The following is a 19,874-nucleotide window of genomic DNA, read 5'->3' on the forward strand; positions in this document are numbered from 1 at the left end:
ATACTTCCAGACACTGATGTCCCCGACCCGAATAAGCTCTCAATGAACCCCACCAAGCAGGATCTCAGGTCTACCCTTCAGCGACTGGACGGCAACGGATACGGTGCCTACAAACGCATCAAAGGCACCTATGATTTCGGAGCATGTGACCTGGTCGTGGATCACGTTCAATCCGATCCGTACGCGCCACCGAGCTCCGTCCGAGCGGTTCTGCCTCTTGAAAAGACTTCCCTGTCAGGGCGGCTGGAGGGCCGGCCCGAACAGCTCATCGCTGCCGCGGATTTCGTGGCGCGCAATCTAAGCAAGGCCCTTTGCGGCTGCGCGTATCGAGGAATCAGCATCACCAAGCCCGGCCAAGAGGTTCTCGAACGAACGAGCGTCGTAGTCAGGCGCGATGAGATTCAGGTTCGTCTGAACGTCGCGTTACCAGCCGGAGGCCGACGGATTAAGGGGCGGGCCGCGGCCCATTTGCTGGCCGACGATCTTCCTGAGCTCCTTCAGAATTCCGCAATTCTGGACGGGTTGGATGTCAATGCGCTGGAAGAACACATCCAGCTGTACCTCGACCAGCTGGCCGTTCAGTCCGAGTTGCGCGAGCGCAATCTGGTTTCCTTCGTGGGCGAAGGCGCCGTACTGCCCCGGGCGTCGGGCGATTCCGACCTGCCGTTGCGCGACGCCGTTCGGTTCCGTTCCCCCGAAGGAATGCGTCAGGAGTTCTCCCTCCCGAGCGGCCGCACAGTAACAGGCATGGGCGTCCCGCGAGGCATTACAGTGATCGTGGGCGGCGGGTACCACGGCAAATCGACTCTCCTGCGCGCGATGGAACGCGGCGTGTACCCTCACGTCGGCGGGGACGGCAGAGAATGGGTCCTGACCGTTCCGGACGCGATGAGCATCCGCGCCGAGGACGGGCGCGCCGTCACGGGGGTGGATATATCCCCGTTCATATCCAATTTGCCGTCGGGAACGGATACATCGCGGTTCACAACCACGAATGCGTCGGGTTCGACGTCGCAGGCGGCGAATCTCGCCGAGTCCTTGGAGATCGGCACCTCCTTGTTGCTCATCGACGAAGACACCTCGGCCACCAACTTCATGATCCGGGATCCTGCGATGCGTGAACTGATTCCTGCGGGATCGGAACCGATCACCCCGTTCGTCGAACGCGTCCGGCCGCTCTTGGAAGAACGGGATACCTCGACGATTTTGGTAGCCGGAGGCACCGGTGCTTTTTTCGGCGTCGCGGACCACGTGATCGCCATGAACGCATACGTTCCTTCGGACGTCACAGACAGGGCGCACAGGATCGCCTCGGATTTCGATCCAGACAACCATGAGGATCACGCGCCGCAGCGAGGGATTTTCGCTTGCTCTACGGGCCGCGTGCCTACCTCCGGGGCGCTCAACCCTGCGGACAAGAAGAAAAGTGCACGAGGTCGGGGACTCGGTTCGATCCAGCTGGGTCGTGAGGACATCGACGTCGCCTACCTAGGGCAGCTGGTCGATCCGTCGCAGACCAATGCAATCGCACAGTGCATCGAGGCTGTGTCCCGAGAGCTCGACGGCACCCTCGAGATGAACCAGGCGGTCGAACGTATTTGGCGTCGACTTCGCGAGCGCGGGCTGGACGTTCTGACCGGAAAGGAACGACCGCGCGGCGATCTGGCGATGCCTCGTCCGCAGGAGATACACGGCGCCATCAGCCGCTACCGCAAACTCAAATTGCGGTGAACGCCCCGGTCCGACCGAACTCTACCGGGAAAGGTAGTGCCTGCCCCACTGTGCGGAATGCGCTGTCTTTTTTACTGTAGAGACATGGCACTTAAGAGATCACGCAATCATAAAATCATCGCGGGCGTCTGCGGCGGAATCGCCGAGGCACTCGATTGGAGCCCCAATTGGGTACGTTTCCTCTTCCTCCTGTCCTTCCTCATTCCGGGGCCGCAGGCGATCTTCTACCTGGTCGCTTGGATCATCATTCCCAGGGATGACAGGATCTAGACCTTCTTCCGCAGCACCATGACCGAGTCCTCCAGGATGGCCGGATTGCCCTCGGGATCCTTGACCTCGCGTTTCCGAGTCTCCTGGAGGTCGGTCTCCCATTCCTGGCCCAGCGCCAAGGCTCGGATGTCCTCCGCGGGATCCGGGAAGTCATGCTGCTGATGGCCGGTGGCCCACGGTGGCGGGGCCGCGTGCGAAATGATGCACATCCGCCCGCCCGGCGCGACGAGTTCGCTGGCCTTCCGAAGAATCGCGATGCGGTCAAGTTCTACCGGCGACTGCAAAAAGCTGCCCGTGACCAGATCGAACTCCTCCTCGGGGTTCCACTCCGAGAGATCTTCGGCGAGAAAGGTCGCGTGGTCCTGCAGACCGGCGGCCAGGGCGGCATCTTGGGCACGACGTACGGCCGTATCGGAAATGTCGATGCCGGTCGCGTGCCAGCCCTGCTCGGCCAGCCACAACACGTCGGCCCCTTCCCCGCACCCCAGATCCACGGCGCGGCCGGGCGGGAGGCCCTCAATGGCGTCGACGAGTGTCGCATTGGGGTTCCCCGACCAGATCTTATCCTCGGACGAGTATCGGTTCTCCCAAAATCTTTTGGGTTGGGCAAGAAGCGCATCGTCGAACTCCTGGCCGACCAAGTACATATTGACCATGCCACCGGTCAGCGCGCCTGCGCCCATGCAGCCCGGAACGGTCAGGCCCGGGCTCACGACGTTTCCGATAGCCCAGATCCCCGGCAGGCTCGTGGCCCCGAACTCATCGACGGTCAGAAAAGAACCCATAGGTCCCTCCGAACGCTCGAGTCCGAGCGGTGCCAGGAAATCGTCGTGGGGGTCCATTTTTCCACCCGCAAACAGGGCGTCGATGGGGTGAACACCTTGATCCGTGCGAACCACGGAAATATTCTGCCCAGGGCCGTCGATTCCGAGAACCGGCTCGTCGACCAGGCTGATTCCTCGCGACTCCAGACGATTCCGAGTCGCCGCATCCATATCCGGGATTCCTGCGCTGAATACGGTGAGATCCTCCGACCACTGCCGCAACAGCTCGGCTCGGAGCAGATCCATGGGGCTCATCGCGAGCAGGCCGAGCCTTCGATCGCCGAATTCCCATCCGTGGCAATAGGGACAGTGCAGGACGCTGACGCCCCACCGCTCGGCAAGGCCCGGGATATCCGGGAGAACGTCCGTGAGTCCGGTGGACACGATGACACCACTGGCCGTGCGCTGCGTTCCTTCGGCGTCGGTCACGAGGTAACCGCGCTGCCCTTTTTCGACCTGTGTCACTCGGGCATCCTCGAATGCGACACCGTAGCCTGCCGCTTCTGTCCTACCCTCACGGATGAGTTCGGCCGGGGCTTTTCCTTCGTGCCCGAGTACTCCGTGCATGTGTGCCGCAAATCGATTGCGCGGCATCGCGTCGTCGAGAACGAGAGTACGGCGGCGCGCTCTCCCCAGCATGAGCGCTGCACTCAGGCCCGCAGTTCCTCCGCCGACAATGATGACATCCCAATTATTTTCCATGTCATAGACGCTAGATCCCGAGTATCAATTATGGCAAACTAATTTGCAGAAATGGCAAGGAGGAGAATGGTGGACGAACAATTGTCACAGGTCGGTCCGCGGTTGCGGGCAGCACGCCAGCGGCTGGACTGGACTTTGGAAGAGCTGGCCGAGCGGGCGGGTATGTCTGTGAGTACACTCTCCCGGCTGGAATCAGGAAAACGTCAATCGAGTCTGGAACTGTTGCTTCCACTCACACGGCAGCTCGGCATAAGCATCGACGAGCTCGTGAAGGAGCGCACACCGGATCCGAGGGTCCGTCGCCAGGCCTACCGGCGAAACGGCATCCTGATCGTACCCCTTGCCCCGGAGGCCTCCCCTGTTCACACCTACAAAATGACATACCCTCCGCGCAAGACGGCACCCGAGCAAGGGGTTCACCCCGGTTTCGAATGGCTGTACGTGGTCTCCGGCAAGGTCCGATTGCTTCTGGGCGATGAAGAGGTGATCCTCGCCTCAGGGGAAGCCGCCGAATTCGACACAACTATCCCGCACAGCGTCTCTGCGGCCGGCTCACGACCGGCAGACGTCATTAGCATTTTCAACCGCGAAGGGGCCAAATTCCACACTCACGGCGCGGAGCAGGCTAACGAAGACAGTCATGGATAGAGCTCGTTCTCTCAGGGACTCCCTGGAGAGGAACCAGGTCTGGGTATACCTTCTCACCGCGGCCGCGGGCCTGGGAATCGGGACTACCTTGCCGAATAGTGCGGCGGTTGCGGAAGCGCTCGTATGGCCCGCGCTGGCGCTCTTGATGTACGCGACCTTCACTCAGGTGCCACTCGCGGCGATTCCCAAGACGTTTCGGGACCGCGGGTTCCTGATTGCGTCGTTGATCGGGAACTTTCTGGTAATACCGCTCATGGCGTGGGGCCTCGTGCAGTGGGCCCCGGGTTCCCCGGCGATTCGCTTGGGCATCCTCATGACTCTCGTCGCCCCGTGCACGGACTGGTTCATCACTTTCACGCATATGGGGCGGGGCGACACGGCGAGGGCAACAGCACTGGCTCCGCTCAACATGGTGGTCCAGTTGATACTTCTACCGGTATATCTGCGAGCCTTCGCGGATCCCGCATTCGGCGCCTCGGTGGGTGTGCGCCATATGGTGCCGGCGGCGGCGCTTATCCTGGTCCCGCTCGCTTTGGCGGCAACCACGGACTTCTGGCTCAGACGCCACCGACGTCGTGGCCTTAAGGCGAATAGATCCTCACGTTGGGTCGAGGCTTTCAGTTGGTTCCCCGTACCTGCTTTGGGGCTGGTGATTCTCCTGGTCATGACGTCACACGCGAGTGCCGTCGTACATTCTCTTGACCTACTGCCCCGCGTCGGCGGGATATATGTCCTGTACCTGGCTGTCGCGCTCGTTCTCGCCCGGTGCATGTCGGTGCTCTTCAAACTGCCGAAAGAGCCCGCGCGAACGCTGGCTTTCACCTACGGAACGCGGAACTCCTTCGTGGTCCTGCCACTCGCCTTGGCCCTACCCTCAGGCTGGGAGCTGACGGCCGTGGTCGTGATCATGCAGTCCATGATCGAGCTGCTGGGAATGATCGGCTACCTCTGGTTGGTTCCGAGGGTGCTGTTCCCCGAGCATCAGCTGCGGCTCTAACGCGCGGCGTCGGAGAGCGGTTGAAAGACCGGAACCTTTCCCGTTTCCGGAACCTCGGTCCCCCGCAGGGAAGCTCCCTTGGTCTCCTTCATGAACAGCGTAGCGATCAGACCGATGAGGCAGGCGCCCATCATGTAGAACGCCGGGACGAGATCGTTGCCCGTTGCACCGATCAAAGCCTCGTTGACCATGGGTGATGTGCCACCGAAGATCATCGTGGACACGTTGTACGAGATCGCGAATCCCGCGTACCGGACCGGCGCCGGGAACATGGCCGGGAACGTCGCGGAGATCGTACTCAGCTGGGGGATGTACAGGAGCCCCAGGACAGCGAATCCCAGCAGAGCGAACCAGAAGCCCTTGGCCATCAGCATGTACATCGGAACCGAAAGAACGAAGAGAGCGATCATCGAGGTGAACCACATGGGTTTTCTGCCCACCTTGTCGGACAGCGCACCGCCCAGCGGCATCACGAGCATCATCGCGAACTGGGCGATGAACATGACCGTCAGGGTTGTGGAGCTTTCCATCCCCACTGTGCTCTCGAGATACGTCGGCATGTACGTCAGCAACGTGTAGTTGACGACGTTCACCGCGACCACCAGGCCGAACACAATCGCCATTTGGCCGAAGTGGTTCGCAAAGAGGTCTCGGAGGCCACCGCCGACACTGCTCTCTCGTTGGGTGTCCTCAAGTTCCTCGAAGATCGGAGACTCCGCAAGTTTGGACCGCAGGTACCACCCGATCAGACCGAGCGGGCCGGCGACGAGGAACGGAATGCGCCAGCCCCAAGCCATCATGGTTTCGTTGCCAAGAGCCAGCTCACCGATCAAGACGATCAGGGAACCAAACGCGAACCCGGCAAGAGTTCCGAATTCGAGAAAGCTTCCGTAAAAGCCGCGCCGCTTGTCCGGGGCGTACTCGGCCATGAAGGTTGCGGCACCGCCGTACTCACCGCCGGATGAGAAGCCCTGCACCATACGGAGGAATGCCAGCAGAATTGGGGCGAATACGCCGATGGTGTTGACGTCAGGCAGCACTCCGATGAAGAAGGTCGCGCCGGCCATGAGCACAATCGTCATGGCCAGAACGCCCTTGCGTCCGAGCTTGTCACCGATCGGACCCCACACCATGCCGCCGATGGGACGCATGATGAAGGACAGCGCGAGAAGAGACAGCGTCCACAGTTGCCCGTTGTCCCCGGGGAAGAAGTGTTGACTCAGGTAAGCCGTTGATACCGCGTAGAGCCCATAGTCGAACCACTCCGTGGCGTTCCCGATCGCGGACGCGCCCACCGCTTTGCGAACAGTCTTCAGGTCCGGCTCCACGCGTGCAGGAGCAGTCGAGGGATCGCTGACGCTAGTACGGCTTGCGTGAATACGATTCGTCGGTTCATGTGCCATTTTTGTCCGATGCTTTGTCATAGAGCATTTCCGCTCTCGGGCGGCTTTCAATGTCCCTGTAGACGGTAGATTGGGGGGTTGTGACAGTCAACACGAAAAAGTACCAAGAAGCCTGGGAATCGGCGGTATATATGGGAAGCAGGATGATCAAAAATTTTTTCGCATTCAGCCTCACTTCCAACCTTCGAGACGCGACTACTGAGTAATGAAACAAAAAACACCGTTCGAAGCGATTGTCCGGCGGCACGGCCCTAGCGTGTGGCGGGTGTGTCGAGCTGCCCTCGGCGCGGGCCCTGACGCGGAAGATGCTTGGGCGGAGACTTTTGTGGCGGTCCTCAAGGGTTGGGATGCTCTTCCAGAGGACGCCAACGTTGAGGCTTGGCTCGTTCGGGTCGCGCAGCGCAAGGCGATCGACGTTCTCAGGGCTGCCGCGCGCCGTGCCGAACCTATGGCCAGCACCCCGGACGCGACCAGTCCATACAACACGGCGGTAGGCCCAGAGGCCGTTCCTGACCCCGCGGATCTCGCGATCGATCGGGAGCGCAACCGAATGGTGTGGAAAGCCGTGGACGAGCTGCCGGAGCGCCAGCGACTAGCGGTGGCCTATCATCACCTCGGCGGGCTGCCCCACGATGAGGTCGCACGCGTCATCGGGGGAACACCGGAGGCAGTGCGCAGGGCGTCGTCGGCCGGGATGCGAAGGCTTCGGTTCAGAATGTTGAGCAGAGACGGCGATGGTCCTGTAGCCCAGGAATAACGTGCGGGAGGCACACCATGAAATCGACAGAGATATCGGACCGCGAATATTTTCCGGTCAGTCCAAAGAAAATGGCGGAATTGCACCGGCGCTTCGAGGAAAAGGCGTCAGAACATGAGGCCCGGGACATTTCCTACCGGACGCTGGACACCCCCTTGGGCACGCTGATGCTCGCCTCCACAAATACTGGGTTGATACGCATAGCATTTGAGCGGGAAGATTTCGATGCCGTTCTCCAACGACTCGCAGACAGCATCAGCCCCAGAATTATCGAGTCCCCCCGCGAGTTGGACACCGCTGCTCGGGAACTCGAAGAATACTTCTCGGGGCGTCGTACGAGCTTCGGATTGCCATTGGACCGGCGTCTTTCCCGAGGCTTCCGCGGTTCCGTCCAGGAGTATCTGCCGAATATTGGGTTCGGACAGACCGTCAGCTACAAGGATTTGGCGGAACGGGTCGGGAATCCCCATGCGGTGCGAGCGGTCGGGTCGGCCTGCGCGACCAACCCGTTGCCCGTTGTCGTCCCGTGCCACCGGGTTCTCCGCACGGATGGTTCCCTGGGCGGTTACGTCGGCGGGCTGGACGCGAAGGCGGCCTTGCTGGAACTGGAGTCAGCCGCGTAGCCCCCCCCCCCCCCCCCCCCCCCCCCCCCCCCCGAGGACTTTCGGCCGCCAAAGAGACAGACGGAAACGCGGACTAGGCGAATCGTTGTTGGAGGTTTCGAACGGTCACAGCGATCTTTTCCGGGTCAACGACCGGGAAGCCCTTGTCTTCGAGGACCTTGGGGTCGGTAATATCCGACCAGTCGCAGTAATTGGTAACCCGTGTTCCGGCATCGACGCTCTCGAAGCGCCACCCCCAGCGCCAGCCCTGAGGCTCATTGCCGTAGTCGGCGACCAACCATTCGATGCCGTCGTCGCCAATGCGCGTTACCGTGTTTTCGACCTGGTACTGGGTCGTGCCGTCGGTCCAGAGCATGTCCATCACGAAGAGCTGTCCCTCTGCCTCCAGGAGCCCCTGTGTGGCGTTGCCGGATGAACCAGGGTCGTGACTGGCCGCTCGGATCATGCCGGACCCGTCCAGTGCGGCTTGGTTTTGCGGGTCGCGGAGGAATTCGTAGAGTTCGTGTGACGATGCGCTGACGATTCCGATGGCGGCGACGAACTTCTCGTGGGTCTGGGTCTGTACTTGTGATTCGCTCATGTGCTCATCGTCGCAGTCGGGGCATCGCCAGTCCAGGACTGAAGCAGCGGACCGACCCACCGGTCAGGAGCCGCGAACAACGGTGAGGACCCCGTCACCGTAGCGTTCCAGCTTCTTCTCACCGATCCCGCTCACTCCACGAAGCTCCCCTGGGGACTGCGGCGAAAGCCGCGCAATTTCAATCAGCGTGGCGTCCGGGAAGATCACGTAGGCAGGTACTTGTTGTTCCTTGGACTGCTCCGTCCTCCAAGAGCGCAGGGCTTCGAAAGTTGCACGCTGGAGGTCGTCGAGCTCGGTCGCTGCGAGGGAAGCTCCTCGAGTTTTCCTTCCGGACAGGCGGCGGCTTGACGTGCTTTCGGGTGCCGAACGCAGAGTCACCGTGTCCTCACCCCGAAGAATCGGCCCGGACGCGGGGGCTAGGGCCAGAGTCGCGTACTCCCCCGTCGTGGTGATGATCCCACGGGCCAACAGCTGGCGTACGACCGCGCGCCATGCCGATTCGCTCATGTCCGCGCCGATGCCCCATACGGACAATTCATCGTGCCGGGACCGGGTGGATCTCTCGTTTTCTTTGCCGCGCAGAATGTCGATGATCTGTCCGGCGCCGAACCGTTGGTCGCGTTCCCGATCAAGACGCACCACCGCGGAAAGGAGCTTTTGCACGGGTACGGTCGCGTCCCATGAAGCCGGTGGGTTGAGGCAGGTATCGCAGTTGCCGCAGGCCTCGGAATCCTGGCCGAAGTAGCGCAGGATCTGAACGCGGCGGCAATCCGTGGTCTCGCACAGAGCAAGCATCGCGTCCAGGTGGCCTCGCTGGATTCTGCGGAACTCTTCGCTTCCCTCCGAATCGTCGATCATCCGGCGCAGTTGAACGACGTCTTGAAGGCCATAGGCCAACCATGCAGTTGCTGGGAGACCGTCTCGACCCGCTCGACCGGTTTCTTGGTAATAGCCTTCGACCGATTTGGGCAGGTCGAGGTGAGCGACGAAGCGCACGTCGGGCTTGTCGATGCCCATACCGAAGGCGATCGTTGCGACCACCACCACGCCGTCCTCCCGGAGAAAGCGGCGTTGCCCCTGTGCGCGTTCCGACTCGCTGAGCCCGGCGTGGTAGGCAACTGCATCGACACCTTGATCTCGCAACCACTTGGCTGTTTGCGCGACGCGTTTGCGAGACAGGCAATAGACGATGCCTGCATCGCCATCATGCTCTGCACGGATCATGTCCAGAAGCTGTTGGCGGGCGTTGTTCTTCTCCGTGATCCGATACTGAATATTCGGCCGGTCGAAGCTGGACACAAAATGCCGAGCCTGGTTGAGGCTGAGGTTCTGGGTCAGCTCGCGGTGCGTTGTTTCAGTGGCTGTGGCGGTCAGGGCGATCCGAGGGACTTCGGGAAATCTTTCGGCCAAAAGGCTGAGACCAAGGTAGTCCTTTCGGAAATCATGGCCCCACTGGGAAACACAATGAGCCTCATCGATGGCGAAGAGTCCGACGTCGACGCGACCGATGAGGCTCAACGTCCGAGGTTGGACCAGTCGTTCCGGAGCCATGTAGACAAGGTCGTATTCGCCGTTGACCAGACCGTTCTCGACGGCTTTGGCTTCTTCCGGGCCCAGCGTCGAATTCAGGTACGCTGCACGAACCCCTACCGCGGCCAGTGCATCGACTTGGTCCTGCATCAGAGCGATCAGAGGTGAGACCACGATGCCGGTGCCTTTACGAACGATTGCGGGGATCTGATAGCACAACGACTTCCCGCCGCCGGTGGGCATCAGGACGACGGCATCGCCGCCGCTCGTGACGTGCTCGATGATCGCCGCTTGGTTCCCTCGGAATTCCTCGTATCCGAAGGTTTTCCGAAGGATGTCGAGCGGCGTGGGAAGAGTTGTATCGACGGTTTGTGTCTGACAGTTCTGGGGCGCGGAAGTCACAGTTCCACGATATCGGTTCGGTCTATGTCGCTTGGCCTTTGTCCACAGAATTGAAAAACCCTCGGCAACCGTGGCCCGAAGATGCGAAAGAATCGCCGAGGCTCTGTCGACCTCGTGCGACCCGCTCAGGCCACAACGCTGACAAACCAGTATTCACGGATCGGACCCCCTTCAACCTGGCGACTGCCCTGCAGTAGCTGGTTGATGAATGTGGGCTACAGCCTCGGTGTCACAGGTTCCGAAGGTCCTCGAGAAGGCTCGGGTGTTGTGGTTCCCAGCAGAGCGCGGCACGCGTCTTTTCACTGGAAGCTGGCTGGTCTTGGGAGAAGATCGTTCCGAGGGGACCGAAATTCTCCGGTGGAACCGACTTCACCGGAAGTCCCAGTTGCTCCCCGATCACGGTGACGATGTCCAGAACCCGGTCGCCCTCGTCCCCGACGGCATGCCACGCAGTACCGCCGGGCGCATTCTCGAGTGCGATTCGGAACAGTGAGGCCGCATCCTTCGCATGAACCGCTGGCCAACGCTGGTGGCCGTCACCCGGATAGCCTGCGATCCCGGAGTCGCGGGCCGCCTGGGCGAGTATTCCGGCGAATCCTCCGCGGCCTTCATCGTGAACCGTACGTGGAAGCCGAATGGATATGCTGCGAAGCCCCTGACTAGAAAGAGCGAGAAGTTCGTTGACAGTTTGTCCGCGTCCGGAAACGGGCCCTTCTGTGGGCAGCGGGTCGTCTTCAGTCGATGGTCTTGCCTGGAAAGCCGGGGTGCCCGCGGTGGTTACCAACGGTTTGTTCGACCCAAGCATCGCGTTCGCCATTTCTTTCAGTGCAGCCGTTTCCTCGGTGATTCCCTGCGCAATCGACTCGCCGCTCGAGAAGTCGTTGCTGAAGGCCAGGTGAACCACGCCATCTGTCTCTTTCGCTGCCTGACGCAAGATATCCAGGTCCGTGAGTTCGCCGCGGACGACGCCTGCGCCGACCTGGGCCAGCTTTTCTGCGGATCGGTCGGAGCGTGCCAGACCGAGAACTCTGATGCCATTGTTCACGAGTTCCGGGACAACGGCCGATCCGATCAATCCGGTTCCACCGGTAACGAAGATGTGCAAGGTATTTCCCAATCGAGTTTGGTCCAACCGTGCGAGTTCAGGGTCAAGGCTACTCCGGATGCGAGTTTTCCGTCAGGGCCTGTATATGTGCCGACGTTCCAGCGCACTATTCTGCGGCACGCCCCAGCACAGCCCGCAACGTGGTTTGCTCCGGATATCTCTGACGGAACCCACCTCGACGACGCAGCTGCGGAACCACCTCGTGCACGAAGCGCCGGAATTGTTCCCGGTCGCTGACTTGCAGAATGAATCCATCCACGGCGCCGGCATTGCCCCAGCTCATCAACTCGTCGGCAACAGTCCCCGCTGTTCCCGCGACAATCAACTGCGTCTGTCGCATTAGAGGCTCCACGATGTCCTCCATCGCGGCCCCTTCCCGTACCGCCTGCCGCATCGGTTCCGCCAACCATGTGCCCTCATAGGCTGTAGCATGTTCGACCTCCGCCGGCGATACTGGGTTGGCGAAATCCTCGACAGGCCGGCCCGTCGCACGAGAAACCCGTTCACGCATCCGCGCAGTTGCACCGTGCCGGTCGAGGTACTCGGAACGAGCGGTGTCGGCGGCGGCGTCATCGTCGGTGACCAGAACGATCACTCGGGCAAGAACAAGGGGCTCGGGGCGAGTGGAGGACCCGTGCGGGCTGGCTTGTACGAGACGTTTCCGATAGTCGAGCGCCGCCTGGGGCGTGGTCGGCATGGCGAAGACGGCGTCCGCGCTGCCTACGGCGAGCGCGAGGCCTTGCCGCGACTGCCCCGCCTGGAAGATCACCGGATCGCCTTGGGGCGAGGACTCGATGTTCAGCGGCCCGGCGACGTCGAAGAATTCGCCACGATGGTTGAGCTCATGCAGCTTGCTCTTGTCGATATAAGTGCCGCTCCCCCTGTCCCGGGGAAGCGCGTCCGGATCGTAGCTGCGCCACAGTCCCCGCACGACGTCGATCGCTTCCGAAGCCTTGGCGTACCGGGTCTCATGATCGACCTGAGCCGGCAGACCGAAGTTGCGCGCCGCGCGGTCGCTCAGGGACGTCACGACGTTCCATCCGGCACGGCCTCCGCTCAGGTGGTCAAGAGACAGCATCATGCGCGCGATGTTGTACGGGTGCTGATACGAAGTCGAAACGGTTCCGACCAGGCCGATGTGGGAGGTTGCCGCGGCGAGATAGGACAGCAGGGTCAGGGGCTCGAAACGAGAAAGGTAGTGTGGTGGGCCGTCCGGATCCACGAAAACCGCGTCCGCAACGAACAGAAAATCCAGGGCACCTTCCTCAGCTGTTGCCGCAACCTGCCGATACCATTCGGGATTGATGGATGCGTCGGTGGGTTCGGCGGGGTTCAGCCACGCCCGTTCATCGTCGGGGGCCCCCGACGCCGTCAGCATCGCTCCCAAGTGCAAGGGGCGCGATGATTTGGCGAAGGATCCCGTGTTGCTGTTTTCTGTCACGACTGTTTCCTCTAGTGCGATCTGCAGGTTAGCGACTTCATCGTTGCGTTGTCGGTTCGACGACGACCCAGTCCGGATATTTCGCCGCACGGCCGTCCCCTGATGAACGCTTCGTGAGCCGCCGCTGGACCCACGGGCCTACATACTGGCGGTAGTAGCGGAAGCCTGTGGTGCGTTGGGGGTCGTCTCCGGGGAGGTCCCACCATTCGGGATGGGGCGTATACCCCAGACCGTCGAGAGTCAGTGCCGCAACACGGTGGTGTCCACGGGTATTGAGGTGAAGGCGGTCATCCGACCAGAACCGCGGATTCTGCAGGACCACGTCCTGCCACGGCATGACGGTTGTGACGTCCTCGGCCTCAGCAAGCCTCTGTTGGACGCCTTTGAGCAAGGAGTCGCCTCTGGCCTGGAACAATCTCCCGGCGGGGAGGAGTCTCGTAGGGTTGGCACCCGAGATGACCAGCAGGCCCGACCCCGTCTCCCTGCAACGAGCGAGGACGTCCAGGTACAGGTCGGAGATGACCTCGACGTCGGCACGCGGACGCATGATGTCATTGCCGCCGCCGTTGAAGCTGATGAGCGTGGGGGCGAGGGCGAGCGCGGCGTCGAGCTGCTCCTCGATGATCGGGCGGATGAGGCGGCCCCTGATGGCAAGGTTCGCGTATTCGACGGGTTCGCCGAGATCGTCCGCGATGCCTTGGGCAACCAGGTCCGCCCATCCCCTCGCGGTTCCGTCCGGAAGCTCGTCACCGACTCCTTCGGTGTAGGAGTCACCAATGGCCACGTATCGCATGCGTTGATTAGTCACGCTCTCTATTGTGCGTCGGTGGCGGCTGAAGTCGGAATCGGTCGGGTAATCCCGACCCCGCCGCCCGCAGAAGGACGGCCACCATATCGACAAACTCAATATGTCGTTCGTGGAAGATGTATTAGAAGGTCATGCTGTATGCACAGTGTTTACCCAGTTTACATTATGCTTATAGCCAAGATATTCATCAACACTTCCAGGAGCATCAGCATGAGCACTTCCGTCGGACAACAACATCCCTACCCGCCGAGCTATGGACACAACCGGAACTACGAGCGTCGCCCACCTAAAGGGAAGAACGTCCTCGGCATCATTGCCTTAGCCGCCGCTGTCGTCGGGTTCGTCTTCGCATGCATTCCAGGAATTTTGATAGTCGGTTGGGTCCTTCTGCCCATCGGTTTCCTCGTCGGGATCATCTCGCTCTTCATGAGCGGCAAAGCAAAGTGGCCCGGACTGGTTGCCATCATTGTCTCCATCGTGGGTACCGTCGTGGGCTTTGTCGTGTTTATCGGGGTGCTCGGTAGCAGCCTGGACGGCGCCATTGACGAAAATGGGAAAGCGACGAGCAGCGATTCCTCAGGCTCTTCGGCCAGCAATAATTCGGAGCCAAAGAACACCAATCAGGAAAACCCGCACTTTGGCCGGAAATACGAATGGGAAGATGGAATCGCCCTCAGAGTAGGGGCACCTGAAACATTCACTCCCTCAGAAACCGCCGCTCTAGGAACTGATGGATCGGCAGATCCGTCGAACGCTCGAAAGTTCACAGTCACAATTCAAAATGGGACCGATAAGCCCATCGATGCCGCTTCCGTTAGCTCAACCGTTCTGTCAGGTGGAAAACAAGCTGACCTTGTCATTGACTCTGAAAATAACATCGACGGAGGGCCTCAGGGGAAAATCCAGCCCGGCAAAGACCTCACCTACGACATCGCGTATACAGTTGACGACCCGAATGACTTCAGCATGGACTTCACCTTGTACGACGACTCCTACCACAGCCACGAAGTGACTTTCGTCTCCTAGGCGTGGGCCTCCTAGGTGTGGGCTTAGCGCCGACGCCTCAATGCCCTCTCCGACAATCGGAGAGGGCATTATTGTTGTTTGGGCTTGTCCTGACGGGCCGTTCTAAGGCCACCAACCCGGTCACGCGCCGACCAACCGACGCGGAGTTTCCCACAGGAGGTTCCTCATCCATTCTTCGCCAAGATCCCACTGGTGCAGGACCTCAATTTGATGGCTGTACGAGTACGGAATCGATGGGAAATCTGTCCCCAACACGATTTTTCCATCCAGTGCAGCCAGCGTCTTGCCATAATCAGCCGGGCTCGGGGCAATGCGCTCCATGAACGAGGTCCCGACCATGGTCGTATCCAAATAAACGTTGGGATTGTGCAGAGCAAGCTCCGCGAACTCGTCGTACTCCGGTAGACCCGCGTGGGCGATGATCAACATCAGGTCCGGGTGGCGCTTCACCAGTTCCCGGATTGGCCCCACACCGGTGTACTTCCCCTGATGGGGTCCGTGCCCACAATGAATCACGACCGCCGCACCGGCCTCAGCGACCATGCCCCAGGCCGGGTTCACCTGCGGATCGAGCGCAGAAAACCCGCCAACTTGGATGTGAATTTTGAAAATACGAGCCCCGCTGTCGAGGCTTTCCCGCACCACCGCTTCCACGTCCGGCTCGGGGTAAAAGGTTCCCGAGTGGATGGCGTCATCGTGCGTGGACGCGAACTGCGCGGAGTACTCGTTAAGCCACCGCGCCATTGCTGGCCGGTGGGCATAATTGAGCGTGGTGTATGAGGTAACGCCTATCTCGCGAAGGATCCGCACACGTTCCTCATCGTCGTACCGGTAATTGATCGGCCATGCCGGCCCGCCCTCGTCTCCGGCGTGATCGAAGAAGGACCAAACTTTCTGTTGGACGCGATCGGGCATGAAGTGAACGTGCAGATCGATCAGGCCGGGCAATCCGAGTTCCGCCAGATAAGGCTGGACGCCCGCATCTGACAGGGGCGCTTCCACATTATTCGACATGTGATTCACACTACGAGGTTGTTCCCGTCGTACTGAAAAGTGAAGTGCCCTGACTTCCTCGATTCCGGAGACAGCCAATGGTCCGCACTTGCGTGTTCGCACTGAGCTTCCCGGCAAGACCACGCCAATTCCAGCGGCGAATGCGAGGTGGGCTTCACAGCGTACGTTCTACAACGAGCTGAAATACGCTTTGACTGCTTCGTTCGCGACCTTCTGCCCTTCTTCGAAGGATTCGAAACCGGTCGAAACTACGGCAACCGAATATGTCGTGTCCTCGGCGAAGACCACTCCCATGGATGTGATGTTCCAGGTGCCATCGTCGTTCGGCAGCCATCCGTTTTTGACGTCCACATCCTTGACGTGTTTGTCTCCGGCTTTGCCTGACTGCATCGATCCGACGCCCCAACCCTGGGAATCGTCCACGGGAGTCATCAGAGAAGTCAGAAATTCCAGGTCGTCGCCGTCAACCCAGTCCACTCGATTGACGAGGCCCTTTGCGATCTGGACCTGGTCCTCGGCGTAGGTTTCATTATCTCCCCACGTCTTGTTGGTTCGCGTCCGCTGGACACCCAACTTTGCGTAGGTCTCATTGATGGCATCCGAGGAAGCCGCGTCTGCTTCATCGCCACCAGGTTCTTGTCCCTGGGCCAAGGAAGCGAAGAGAGTCGCTGTCGCGTCGTTATCGGACTGCCCCACGGACCGTTGGACCAAATCCCGCTGCTCTTGATCGAGCTTTCCGCCGTGGTCCTTGGCAACCCGCATCACGGTGAGAGCGATCGGGACCTTGACCACGCTGGCTTCGTAACTCTTGACGTCTCCATGGTAATTGAAGCTCTTGTTCCGAGAATGGTCGTAAACGGACAAGCCGATCTTGGCCTCGTACTCCTTGCTGAGAGCATCCAAGGTGACTTCGGGGTTGTCTTTCGCCTCGGGGCCTGCGGGGCCTGCGGTGCATGCGCTCAGGAGACCGATTGAGGCGATGCCGACGACGCCGAAGAAAGAGCGCCGCCCCATCGAGACATCGTTGCCCAAGGCACCGCTACCGAGGTGGTCAGAGTCGACCCCTCGTTCCCTGGGGGAGATTGAGCGCCCGGACGAGACAGGTCCAGACGAGTCACCGTGAAAGGTCTGTGACTGCTCGGCGGGACCGTTTCGCCTAGTGAAAGTCATGTTTAAAATTCTAGGCGCATGCCGCGGACGCCCGTTCAAATATCGCCGAGCGAGGACATGTCCTTCCGCACACTCGTCGATGAGGAGACCAACATTGTGCCGAGGCGGCCCCGCTGCAACCCCGGCACCGCGTAAGACACGGAAGATTCCACCGTCGTGGATGCATTCGGCGAATCGAGCCGAAAATGGACACCAAACGGCGTTTTAACGCAAAAACCCCGGAACACCAACGCTACTTCGTTGATATTCCGGGGCATATCCGTCGGGTTGACAGGATTTGAACCTGCGACCCCTTGACCCCCAGTCAAGTGCGCTACCAAGCTGCGCCACAACCCGAATTTTTACCCGGAACAACGCCCGGGCACTCGATACATCATACAGGACCGAGCACCCGAACGCACATCCAGCATCGGTTCGCACGAGAGAAAACCTACGGCATTGACCTCCGGCCGTACATCCCGCAGGGAACCTACCGCCGTCCTGTGCCCTTGCTGTCCCTGCCCAGTGACCGACGCTCGCGCACGCGCATCGAAATCTCCAGCGGAGTGCCTTCAAAATCGAAGGTCTCACGCAGGCGACGGATGATGAACCGACGGTACCCCGGATCCAAGAACCCGGTCGTGAACAGGACGAACTTCGGCGGCCGCGAGGATACCTGGGTTCCGAAGAGAATGCGTGGCTGCTTGCCTCCGCGCAACGGGTGCGGGTGCGCGGCAACGATCTCGCCGAGGAAAGCGTTCAACCGACCGGTCGGAATACGTGAATCCCACGCATCCAGCGACTTGAGCAGGGCCGGAACCATCTTGTCCTTGTGCCAGCCGGTCTTCGCCGAAATATTGACCCGCGGCGCCCAAGCAACGTGGGCGAGGTCGCGGTCGATCTCCCGTTCCAGCTCGTCGCGGCGATCCTCGTCCAACGTGTCCCATTTGTTGAAGACCAGAACCATCGCACGTCCCGAATCGATCGCGAGCTGAAGAATCCGTACGTCCTGCTCGGAAAGCGGTTCGGAAACATCGAGCATGACCAGCGCAACCTCGGAACGTTCCAGTGCCGTCTGTGTTCGCAACGACGCGTAGAACTCCGCGCCCTTGGCCATGTGCTGACGGCGTCGAATGCCCGCTGTGTCCACGAACCGGAACGGATGTCCGCCCAACTCGATCATTTCGTCCACCGGATCACGGGTCGTCCCGGCGATGTCGTTGACGACCGCCCGGTCCTCCCCCGCGAGCTTATTCAGCAACGACGACTTGCCCACGTTGGGTCGACCAATGATCGCCACGCGCCGCGGGCCCTCGTAATCTTCGGGTTGGGCATATTTCGAGTGCTCCGGCATGATCTTGAGCAGCTCGTCCAGCATGTCCGCAATTCCGCGGCCATGCACGCCGGAGATCGGGTGCGGCTCCCCTAGGCCGAGGCTCCACAATGCGGCGGCCTCGGGCTCCTGATAGGAGTCGTCGATCTTGTTGGCGGCCAGCAGGATCGGCTTCTTGACGCGCCGGAGCATCTGCACGATCGCCTCGTCCATGTTGGTAATGCCCACCAGGGCGTCCACCACCAGGACGACGACGTCGGCATGCGCCACGGCGATCTCCGCCTGAGCAGCGACCTGGGCATCAATTCCCTTGGCATCGGATTCCCACCCACCGGTATCGACCAGGGTGAAGTTCTTGCCACTCCACTCGGCCTTGTAGGACACGCGGTCGCGCGTCACCCCCGGCTTGTCCTCGACGACGGCCTCGCGTCTTCCGAGGATGCGGTTGATCACCGTGGACTTGCCCACATTGGGCCTCCCCACGATGGCGACCACCGGATCGGGTTCGCTGCTCGGTTCCACTCCGACGTCGAAACCCCACTCGAGCAGCAGGTTTCGGTCTTCTTCCTCGAGCTCGTATTCTTCGAGGCCTGCTCGGAGCGCTTCCGCGCGCTTCTCGGCTTCGTCGTCGTCCAGGTTGGCGAGGTATTCCTCGACCTGGTCGTCTTCACCCGAGCCGCCGAGGTACTTCTCCTCGTACTCGTCGTGCATCTCAGTCATTGTTGTCGCTCTTGTCGTTCTCTTCGTGGTGCTGCTCTGCCGTCGTCCGGATGACGTCGATGACTGCCTGCACCGTCTGGTCGAAGTCCAGCTCCGTCGAGTCCACCAGGGTGACTCCGTCAGCTGCTTCGGTGAAATTATTGACCTTGGAATCCGCCGCATCGCGCTGGACGACCTCAAGCTTCAACCGGTCCTCGTCCCCACTGGCACCGATCTGTTTGCCGCGGCGTTGCATACGGACGTCCTCGCTCGCGGTCAACAGGATCCGCACCGAGGCATCGGGTGCGACGACGGTCGTGATGTCCCGCCCCTCGGCCACGATCCGACGCCCGTTGGCCACGATCTCCATGCGCTGACGCGCGATCAGTGCGTGGCGCGCCTTTTGGTTCTTGGCCACCGCGGATACTTTGTCGGTCACCTTCGATTCCCGGATGGACTCCCTGATGTCGGTGCCGCCGACCATAATGGTTTCGACGATCGGGTCGGTGCCCATCTGCAGCTGGAAGTCGTTCGCGGCCTCCGCCACGGCGTCTTCATCATCCAGGTCCACGCCGGCTTCGAGGCACCACCACGTCAAAGCGCGGTACATCGCGCCGGTGTCCAAATACGCCAGCCCCAAGCGATTGGCGACTTCGCGAGAGACCGAGGATTTGCCCGACCCGGAAGGGCCGTCCACGGCTACGACGAGTTCGGACTTCCAGGCTTCTGTCTGGTCCTCGTGCTTGAACTGGGACGCCGCGGGCTCGGCGGGTACTGCGGCCTCCTCGAGGGCCTCCTGATTATCTTGGCTCACGGTGTCCTCCATGGGTTG

The 19,874-nt window shown here is 60.9% G+C and carries 18 protein-coding genes and 1 tRNA gene; 7 read left to right on the forward strand and 12 right to left on the reverse strand.

Going from position 1 to position 19,874, the window contains the following annotated elements; translation table 11 throughout:
• Positions 1 to 42: 42 nt before the first annotated feature.
• Both EWV35_RS06575 and EWV35_RS06580 read left to right on the forward strand, forming a co-directional pair.
• Positions 43 to 1,731 (forward strand): ABC-ATPase domain-containing protein, encoded by a 1,689-nt coding sequence (locus EWV35_RS06575; protein ID WP_129659340.1) that lies wholly within the window; start codon positions 43 to 45, stop codon positions 1,729 to 1,731.
• Between the two features lie 84 nt (positions 1,732 to 1,815).
• Positions 1,816 to 2,001 (forward strand): PspC domain-containing protein, encoded by a 186-nt coding sequence (locus EWV35_RS06580; RefSeq protein ID WP_202976046.1) that lies wholly within the window; start codon positions 1,816 to 1,818, stop codon positions 1,999 to 2,001.
• On the opposite strand, the gene EWV35_RS13445 is transcribed toward EWV35_RS06580, so the two are convergent.
• Positions 1,998 to 3,527 carry an FAD-dependent oxidoreductase gene (locus EWV35_RS13445; protein ID WP_129659346.1) on the reverse strand — a complete coding sequence of 510 codons (1,530 nt, stop codon included), beginning with the start codon at positions 3,525 to 3,527 and terminating at the stop codon, positions 1,998 to 2,000. The genes EWV35_RS06580 and EWV35_RS13445 overlap by 4 nt on opposite strands.
• Positions 3,528 to 3,596: 69 nt before the next feature.
• On the opposite strand from EWV35_RS13445, the gene EWV35_RS06590 reads away from it, so the two are divergent.
• On the forward strand, positions 3,597 to 4,175 hold the full coding sequence (locus tag EWV35_RS06590) for a helix-turn-helix domain-containing protein (protein WP_129659681.1): 579 nt from the start codon (positions 3,597 to 3,599) through the stop codon (positions 4,173 to 4,175).
• Positions 4,168 to 5,172, forward strand: coding sequence for an arsenic resistance protein (locus EWV35_RS06595; protein WP_129659349.1), 1,005 nt, complete (start codon positions 4,168 to 4,170; stop codon positions 5,170 to 5,172). The genes EWV35_RS06590 and EWV35_RS06595 overlap by 8 nt, the downstream gene beginning before the upstream one ends.
• Here the strand turns inward: EWV35_RS06595 and EWV35_RS06600 are convergent.
• Positions 5,169 to 6,575: an MFS transporter gene (locus EWV35_RS06600; protein ID WP_129659352.1), complete on the reverse strand. Its 1,407-nt coding sequence runs from the start codon at positions 6,573 to 6,575 to the stop codon at positions 5,169 to 5,171. The genes EWV35_RS06595 and EWV35_RS06600 overlap by 4 nt on opposite strands.
• A 205-nt stretch (positions 6,576 to 6,780) precedes the next feature.
• On the opposite strand from EWV35_RS06600, the gene EWV35_RS06605 reads away from it, so the two are divergent.
• The gene (locus EWV35_RS06605) at positions 6,781 to 7,332 is read left to right on the forward strand and encodes an RNA polymerase sigma factor (protein WP_129659355.1); all 552 of its coding nucleotides are present in this window, start codon (positions 6,781 to 6,783) and stop codon (positions 7,330 to 7,332) included.
• 17 nt (positions 7,333 to 7,349) lie between these two features.
• Positions 7,350 to 7,955 carry a methylated-DNA--[protein]-cysteine S-methyltransferase gene (locus EWV35_RS06610; protein ID WP_129659358.1) on the forward strand — a complete coding sequence of 202 codons (606 nt, stop codon included), beginning with the start codon at positions 7,350 to 7,352 and terminating at the stop codon, positions 7,953 to 7,955.
• A gap of 73 nt (positions 7,956 to 8,028) precedes the next feature.
• On the opposite strand, the gene EWV35_RS06615 is transcribed toward EWV35_RS06610, so the two are convergent.
• The 5 genes from EWV35_RS06615 to EWV35_RS06635 all read right to left on the reverse strand — a co-directional run bounded on the left by EWV35_RS06615 (position 8,029) and on the right by EWV35_RS06635 (position 13,806).
• Positions 8,029 to 8,535, reverse strand: a complete 507-nt coding sequence (locus EWV35_RS06615; protein ID WP_129659361.1) for an SRPBCC family protein — start codon at positions 8,533 to 8,535, stop codon at positions 8,029 to 8,031.
• Positions 8,536 to 8,598: 63 nt separating this feature from the next.
• The gene (gene recQ, locus EWV35_RS06620; RefSeq protein WP_129659364.1) at positions 8,599 to 10,467 is read right to left on the reverse strand and encodes a DNA helicase RecQ; all 1,869 of its coding nucleotides are present in this window, start codon (positions 10,465 to 10,467) and stop codon (positions 8,599 to 8,601) included.
• A gap of 229 nt (positions 10,468 to 10,696) precedes the next feature.
• Positions 10,697 to 11,572 carry an SDR family oxidoreductase gene (locus EWV35_RS06625; RefSeq protein ID WP_129659367.1) on the reverse strand — a complete coding sequence of 292 codons (876 nt, stop codon included), beginning with the start codon at positions 11,570 to 11,572 and terminating at the stop codon, positions 10,697 to 10,699.
• Between the two features lie 106 nt (positions 11,573 to 11,678).
• Entirely contained in the window at positions 11,679 to 13,013 is a 1,335-nt protein-coding gene (locus EWV35_RS06630; protein ID WP_129659369.1) for an NtaA/DmoA family FMN-dependent monooxygenase, read from the reverse strand.
• 37 nt (positions 13,014 to 13,050) lie between these two features.
• A complete protein-coding gene (locus tag EWV35_RS06635; protein ID WP_129659684.1) occupies positions 13,051 to 13,806 on the reverse strand; it encodes an SGNH/GDSL hydrolase family protein in 756 nt (251 codons plus the stop codon).
• Between the two features lie 225 nt (positions 13,807 to 14,031).
• Here EWV35_RS06635 and EWV35_RS06640 point away from each other — a divergent pair, with 225 nt between their 5' ends.
• Positions 14,032 to 14,847 (forward strand): DUF308 domain-containing protein, encoded by an 816-nt coding sequence (locus EWV35_RS06640; RefSeq protein ID WP_129659372.1) that lies wholly within the window; start codon positions 14,032 to 14,034, stop codon positions 14,845 to 14,847.
• Between the two features lie 120 nt (positions 14,848 to 14,967).
• Here EWV35_RS06640 and EWV35_RS06645 read toward each other — a convergent pair whose 3' ends face one another.
• From EWV35_RS06645 to cmk, 5 genes are all read right to left on the reverse strand, one after another.
• Positions 14,968 to 15,861 carry an amidohydrolase family protein gene (locus EWV35_RS06645; protein ID WP_129659375.1) on the reverse strand — a complete coding sequence of 298 codons (894 nt, stop codon included), beginning with the start codon at positions 15,859 to 15,861 and terminating at the stop codon, positions 14,968 to 14,970.
• A 168-nt stretch (positions 15,862 to 16,029) separates the two neighbouring features.
• Positions 16,030 to 17,031, reverse strand: coding sequence for a serine hydrolase (locus EWV35_RS06650; protein WP_129659378.1), 1,002 nt, complete (start codon positions 17,029 to 17,031; stop codon positions 16,030 to 16,032).
• Positions 17,032 to 17,293: 262 nt separating this feature from the next.
• A tRNA-Pro gene (locus tag EWV35_RS06655) sits at positions 17,294 to 17,367 on the reverse strand.
• A 133-nt stretch (positions 17,368 to 17,500) separates the two neighbouring features.
• A complete protein-coding gene (der, locus tag EWV35_RS06660; protein ID WP_129659381.1) occupies positions 17,501 to 19,063 on the reverse strand; it encodes a ribosome biogenesis GTPase Der in 1,563 nt (520 codons plus the stop codon).
• Positions 19,056 to 19,856 carry a (d)CMP kinase gene (gene cmk, locus EWV35_RS06665; RefSeq protein ID WP_394342437.1) on the reverse strand — a complete coding sequence of 267 codons (801 nt, stop codon included), beginning with the start codon at positions 19,854 to 19,856 and terminating at the stop codon, positions 19,056 to 19,058. Before cmk ends, der begins: the two co-directional genes overlap by 8 nt.
• Positions 19,857 to 19,874 lie beyond the last annotated feature (18 nt).

The organism is Rothia uropygialis (assembly GCF_004137765.1).
In the GTDB taxonomy this organism is placed as follows: Bacteria; Actinomycetota; Actinomycetes; order Actinomycetales; family Micrococcaceae; genus Rothia.

Excerpts from the sequence above, each read along its gene's own strand:
- EWV35_RS06645 (WP_129659375.1), bottom strand. The coding sequence starts at position 15,861 with ATGTCGAATAATGTGGAAGCGCCCCTGTCAGATGCGGGCGTCCAGCCT.
- EWV35_RS06595 (WP_129659349.1), top strand. The coding sequence starts at position 4,168 with ATGGATAGAGCTCGTTCTCTCAGGGACTCCCTGGAGAGGAACCAGGTC.
- EWV35_RS06605 (WP_129659355.1), top strand. The coding sequence starts at position 6,781 with ATGAAACAAAAAACACCGTTCGAAGCGATTGTCCGGCGGCACGGCCCT.
- der (WP_129659381.1), bottom strand. The coding sequence starts at position 19,063 with ATGACTGAGATGCACGACGAGTACGAGGAGAAGTACCTCGGCGGCTCG.
- EWV35_RS06635 (WP_129659684.1), bottom strand. The coding sequence starts at position 13,806 with ATGCGATACGTGGCCATTGGTGACTCCTACACCGAAGGAGTCGGTGAC.
- EWV35_RS06610 (WP_129659358.1), top strand. The coding sequence starts at position 7,350 with ATGAAATCGACAGAGATATCGGACCGCGAATATTTTCCGGTCAGTCCA.
- EWV35_RS06650 (WP_129659378.1), bottom strand. The coding sequence starts at position 17,031 with ATGACTTTCACTAGGCGAAACGGTCCCGCCGAGCAGTCACAGACCTTT.
- EWV35_RS06640 (WP_129659372.1), top strand. The coding sequence starts at position 14,032 with ATGAGCACTTCCGTCGGACAACAACATCCCTACCCGCCGAGCTATGGA.
- EWV35_RS06575 (WP_129659340.1), top strand. The coding sequence starts at position 43 with ATGAACCCCACCAAGCAGGATCTCAGGTCTACCCTTCAGCGACTGGAC.
- EWV35_RS13445 (WP_129659346.1), bottom strand. The coding sequence starts at position 3,527 with ATGGAAAATAATTGGGATGTCATCATTGTCGGCGGAGGAACTGCGGGC.
- EWV35_RS06600 (WP_129659352.1), bottom strand. The coding sequence starts at position 6,575 with ATGGCACATGAACCGACGAATCGTATTCACGCAAGCCGTACTAGCGTC.
- EWV35_RS06615 (WP_129659361.1), bottom strand. The coding sequence starts at position 8,535 with ATGAGCGAATCACAAGTACAGACCCAGACCCACGAGAAGTTCGTCGCC.
- EWV35_RS06580 (WP_202976046.1), top strand. The coding sequence starts at position 1,816 with ATGGCACTTAAGAGATCACGCAATCATAAAATCATCGCGGGCGTCTGC.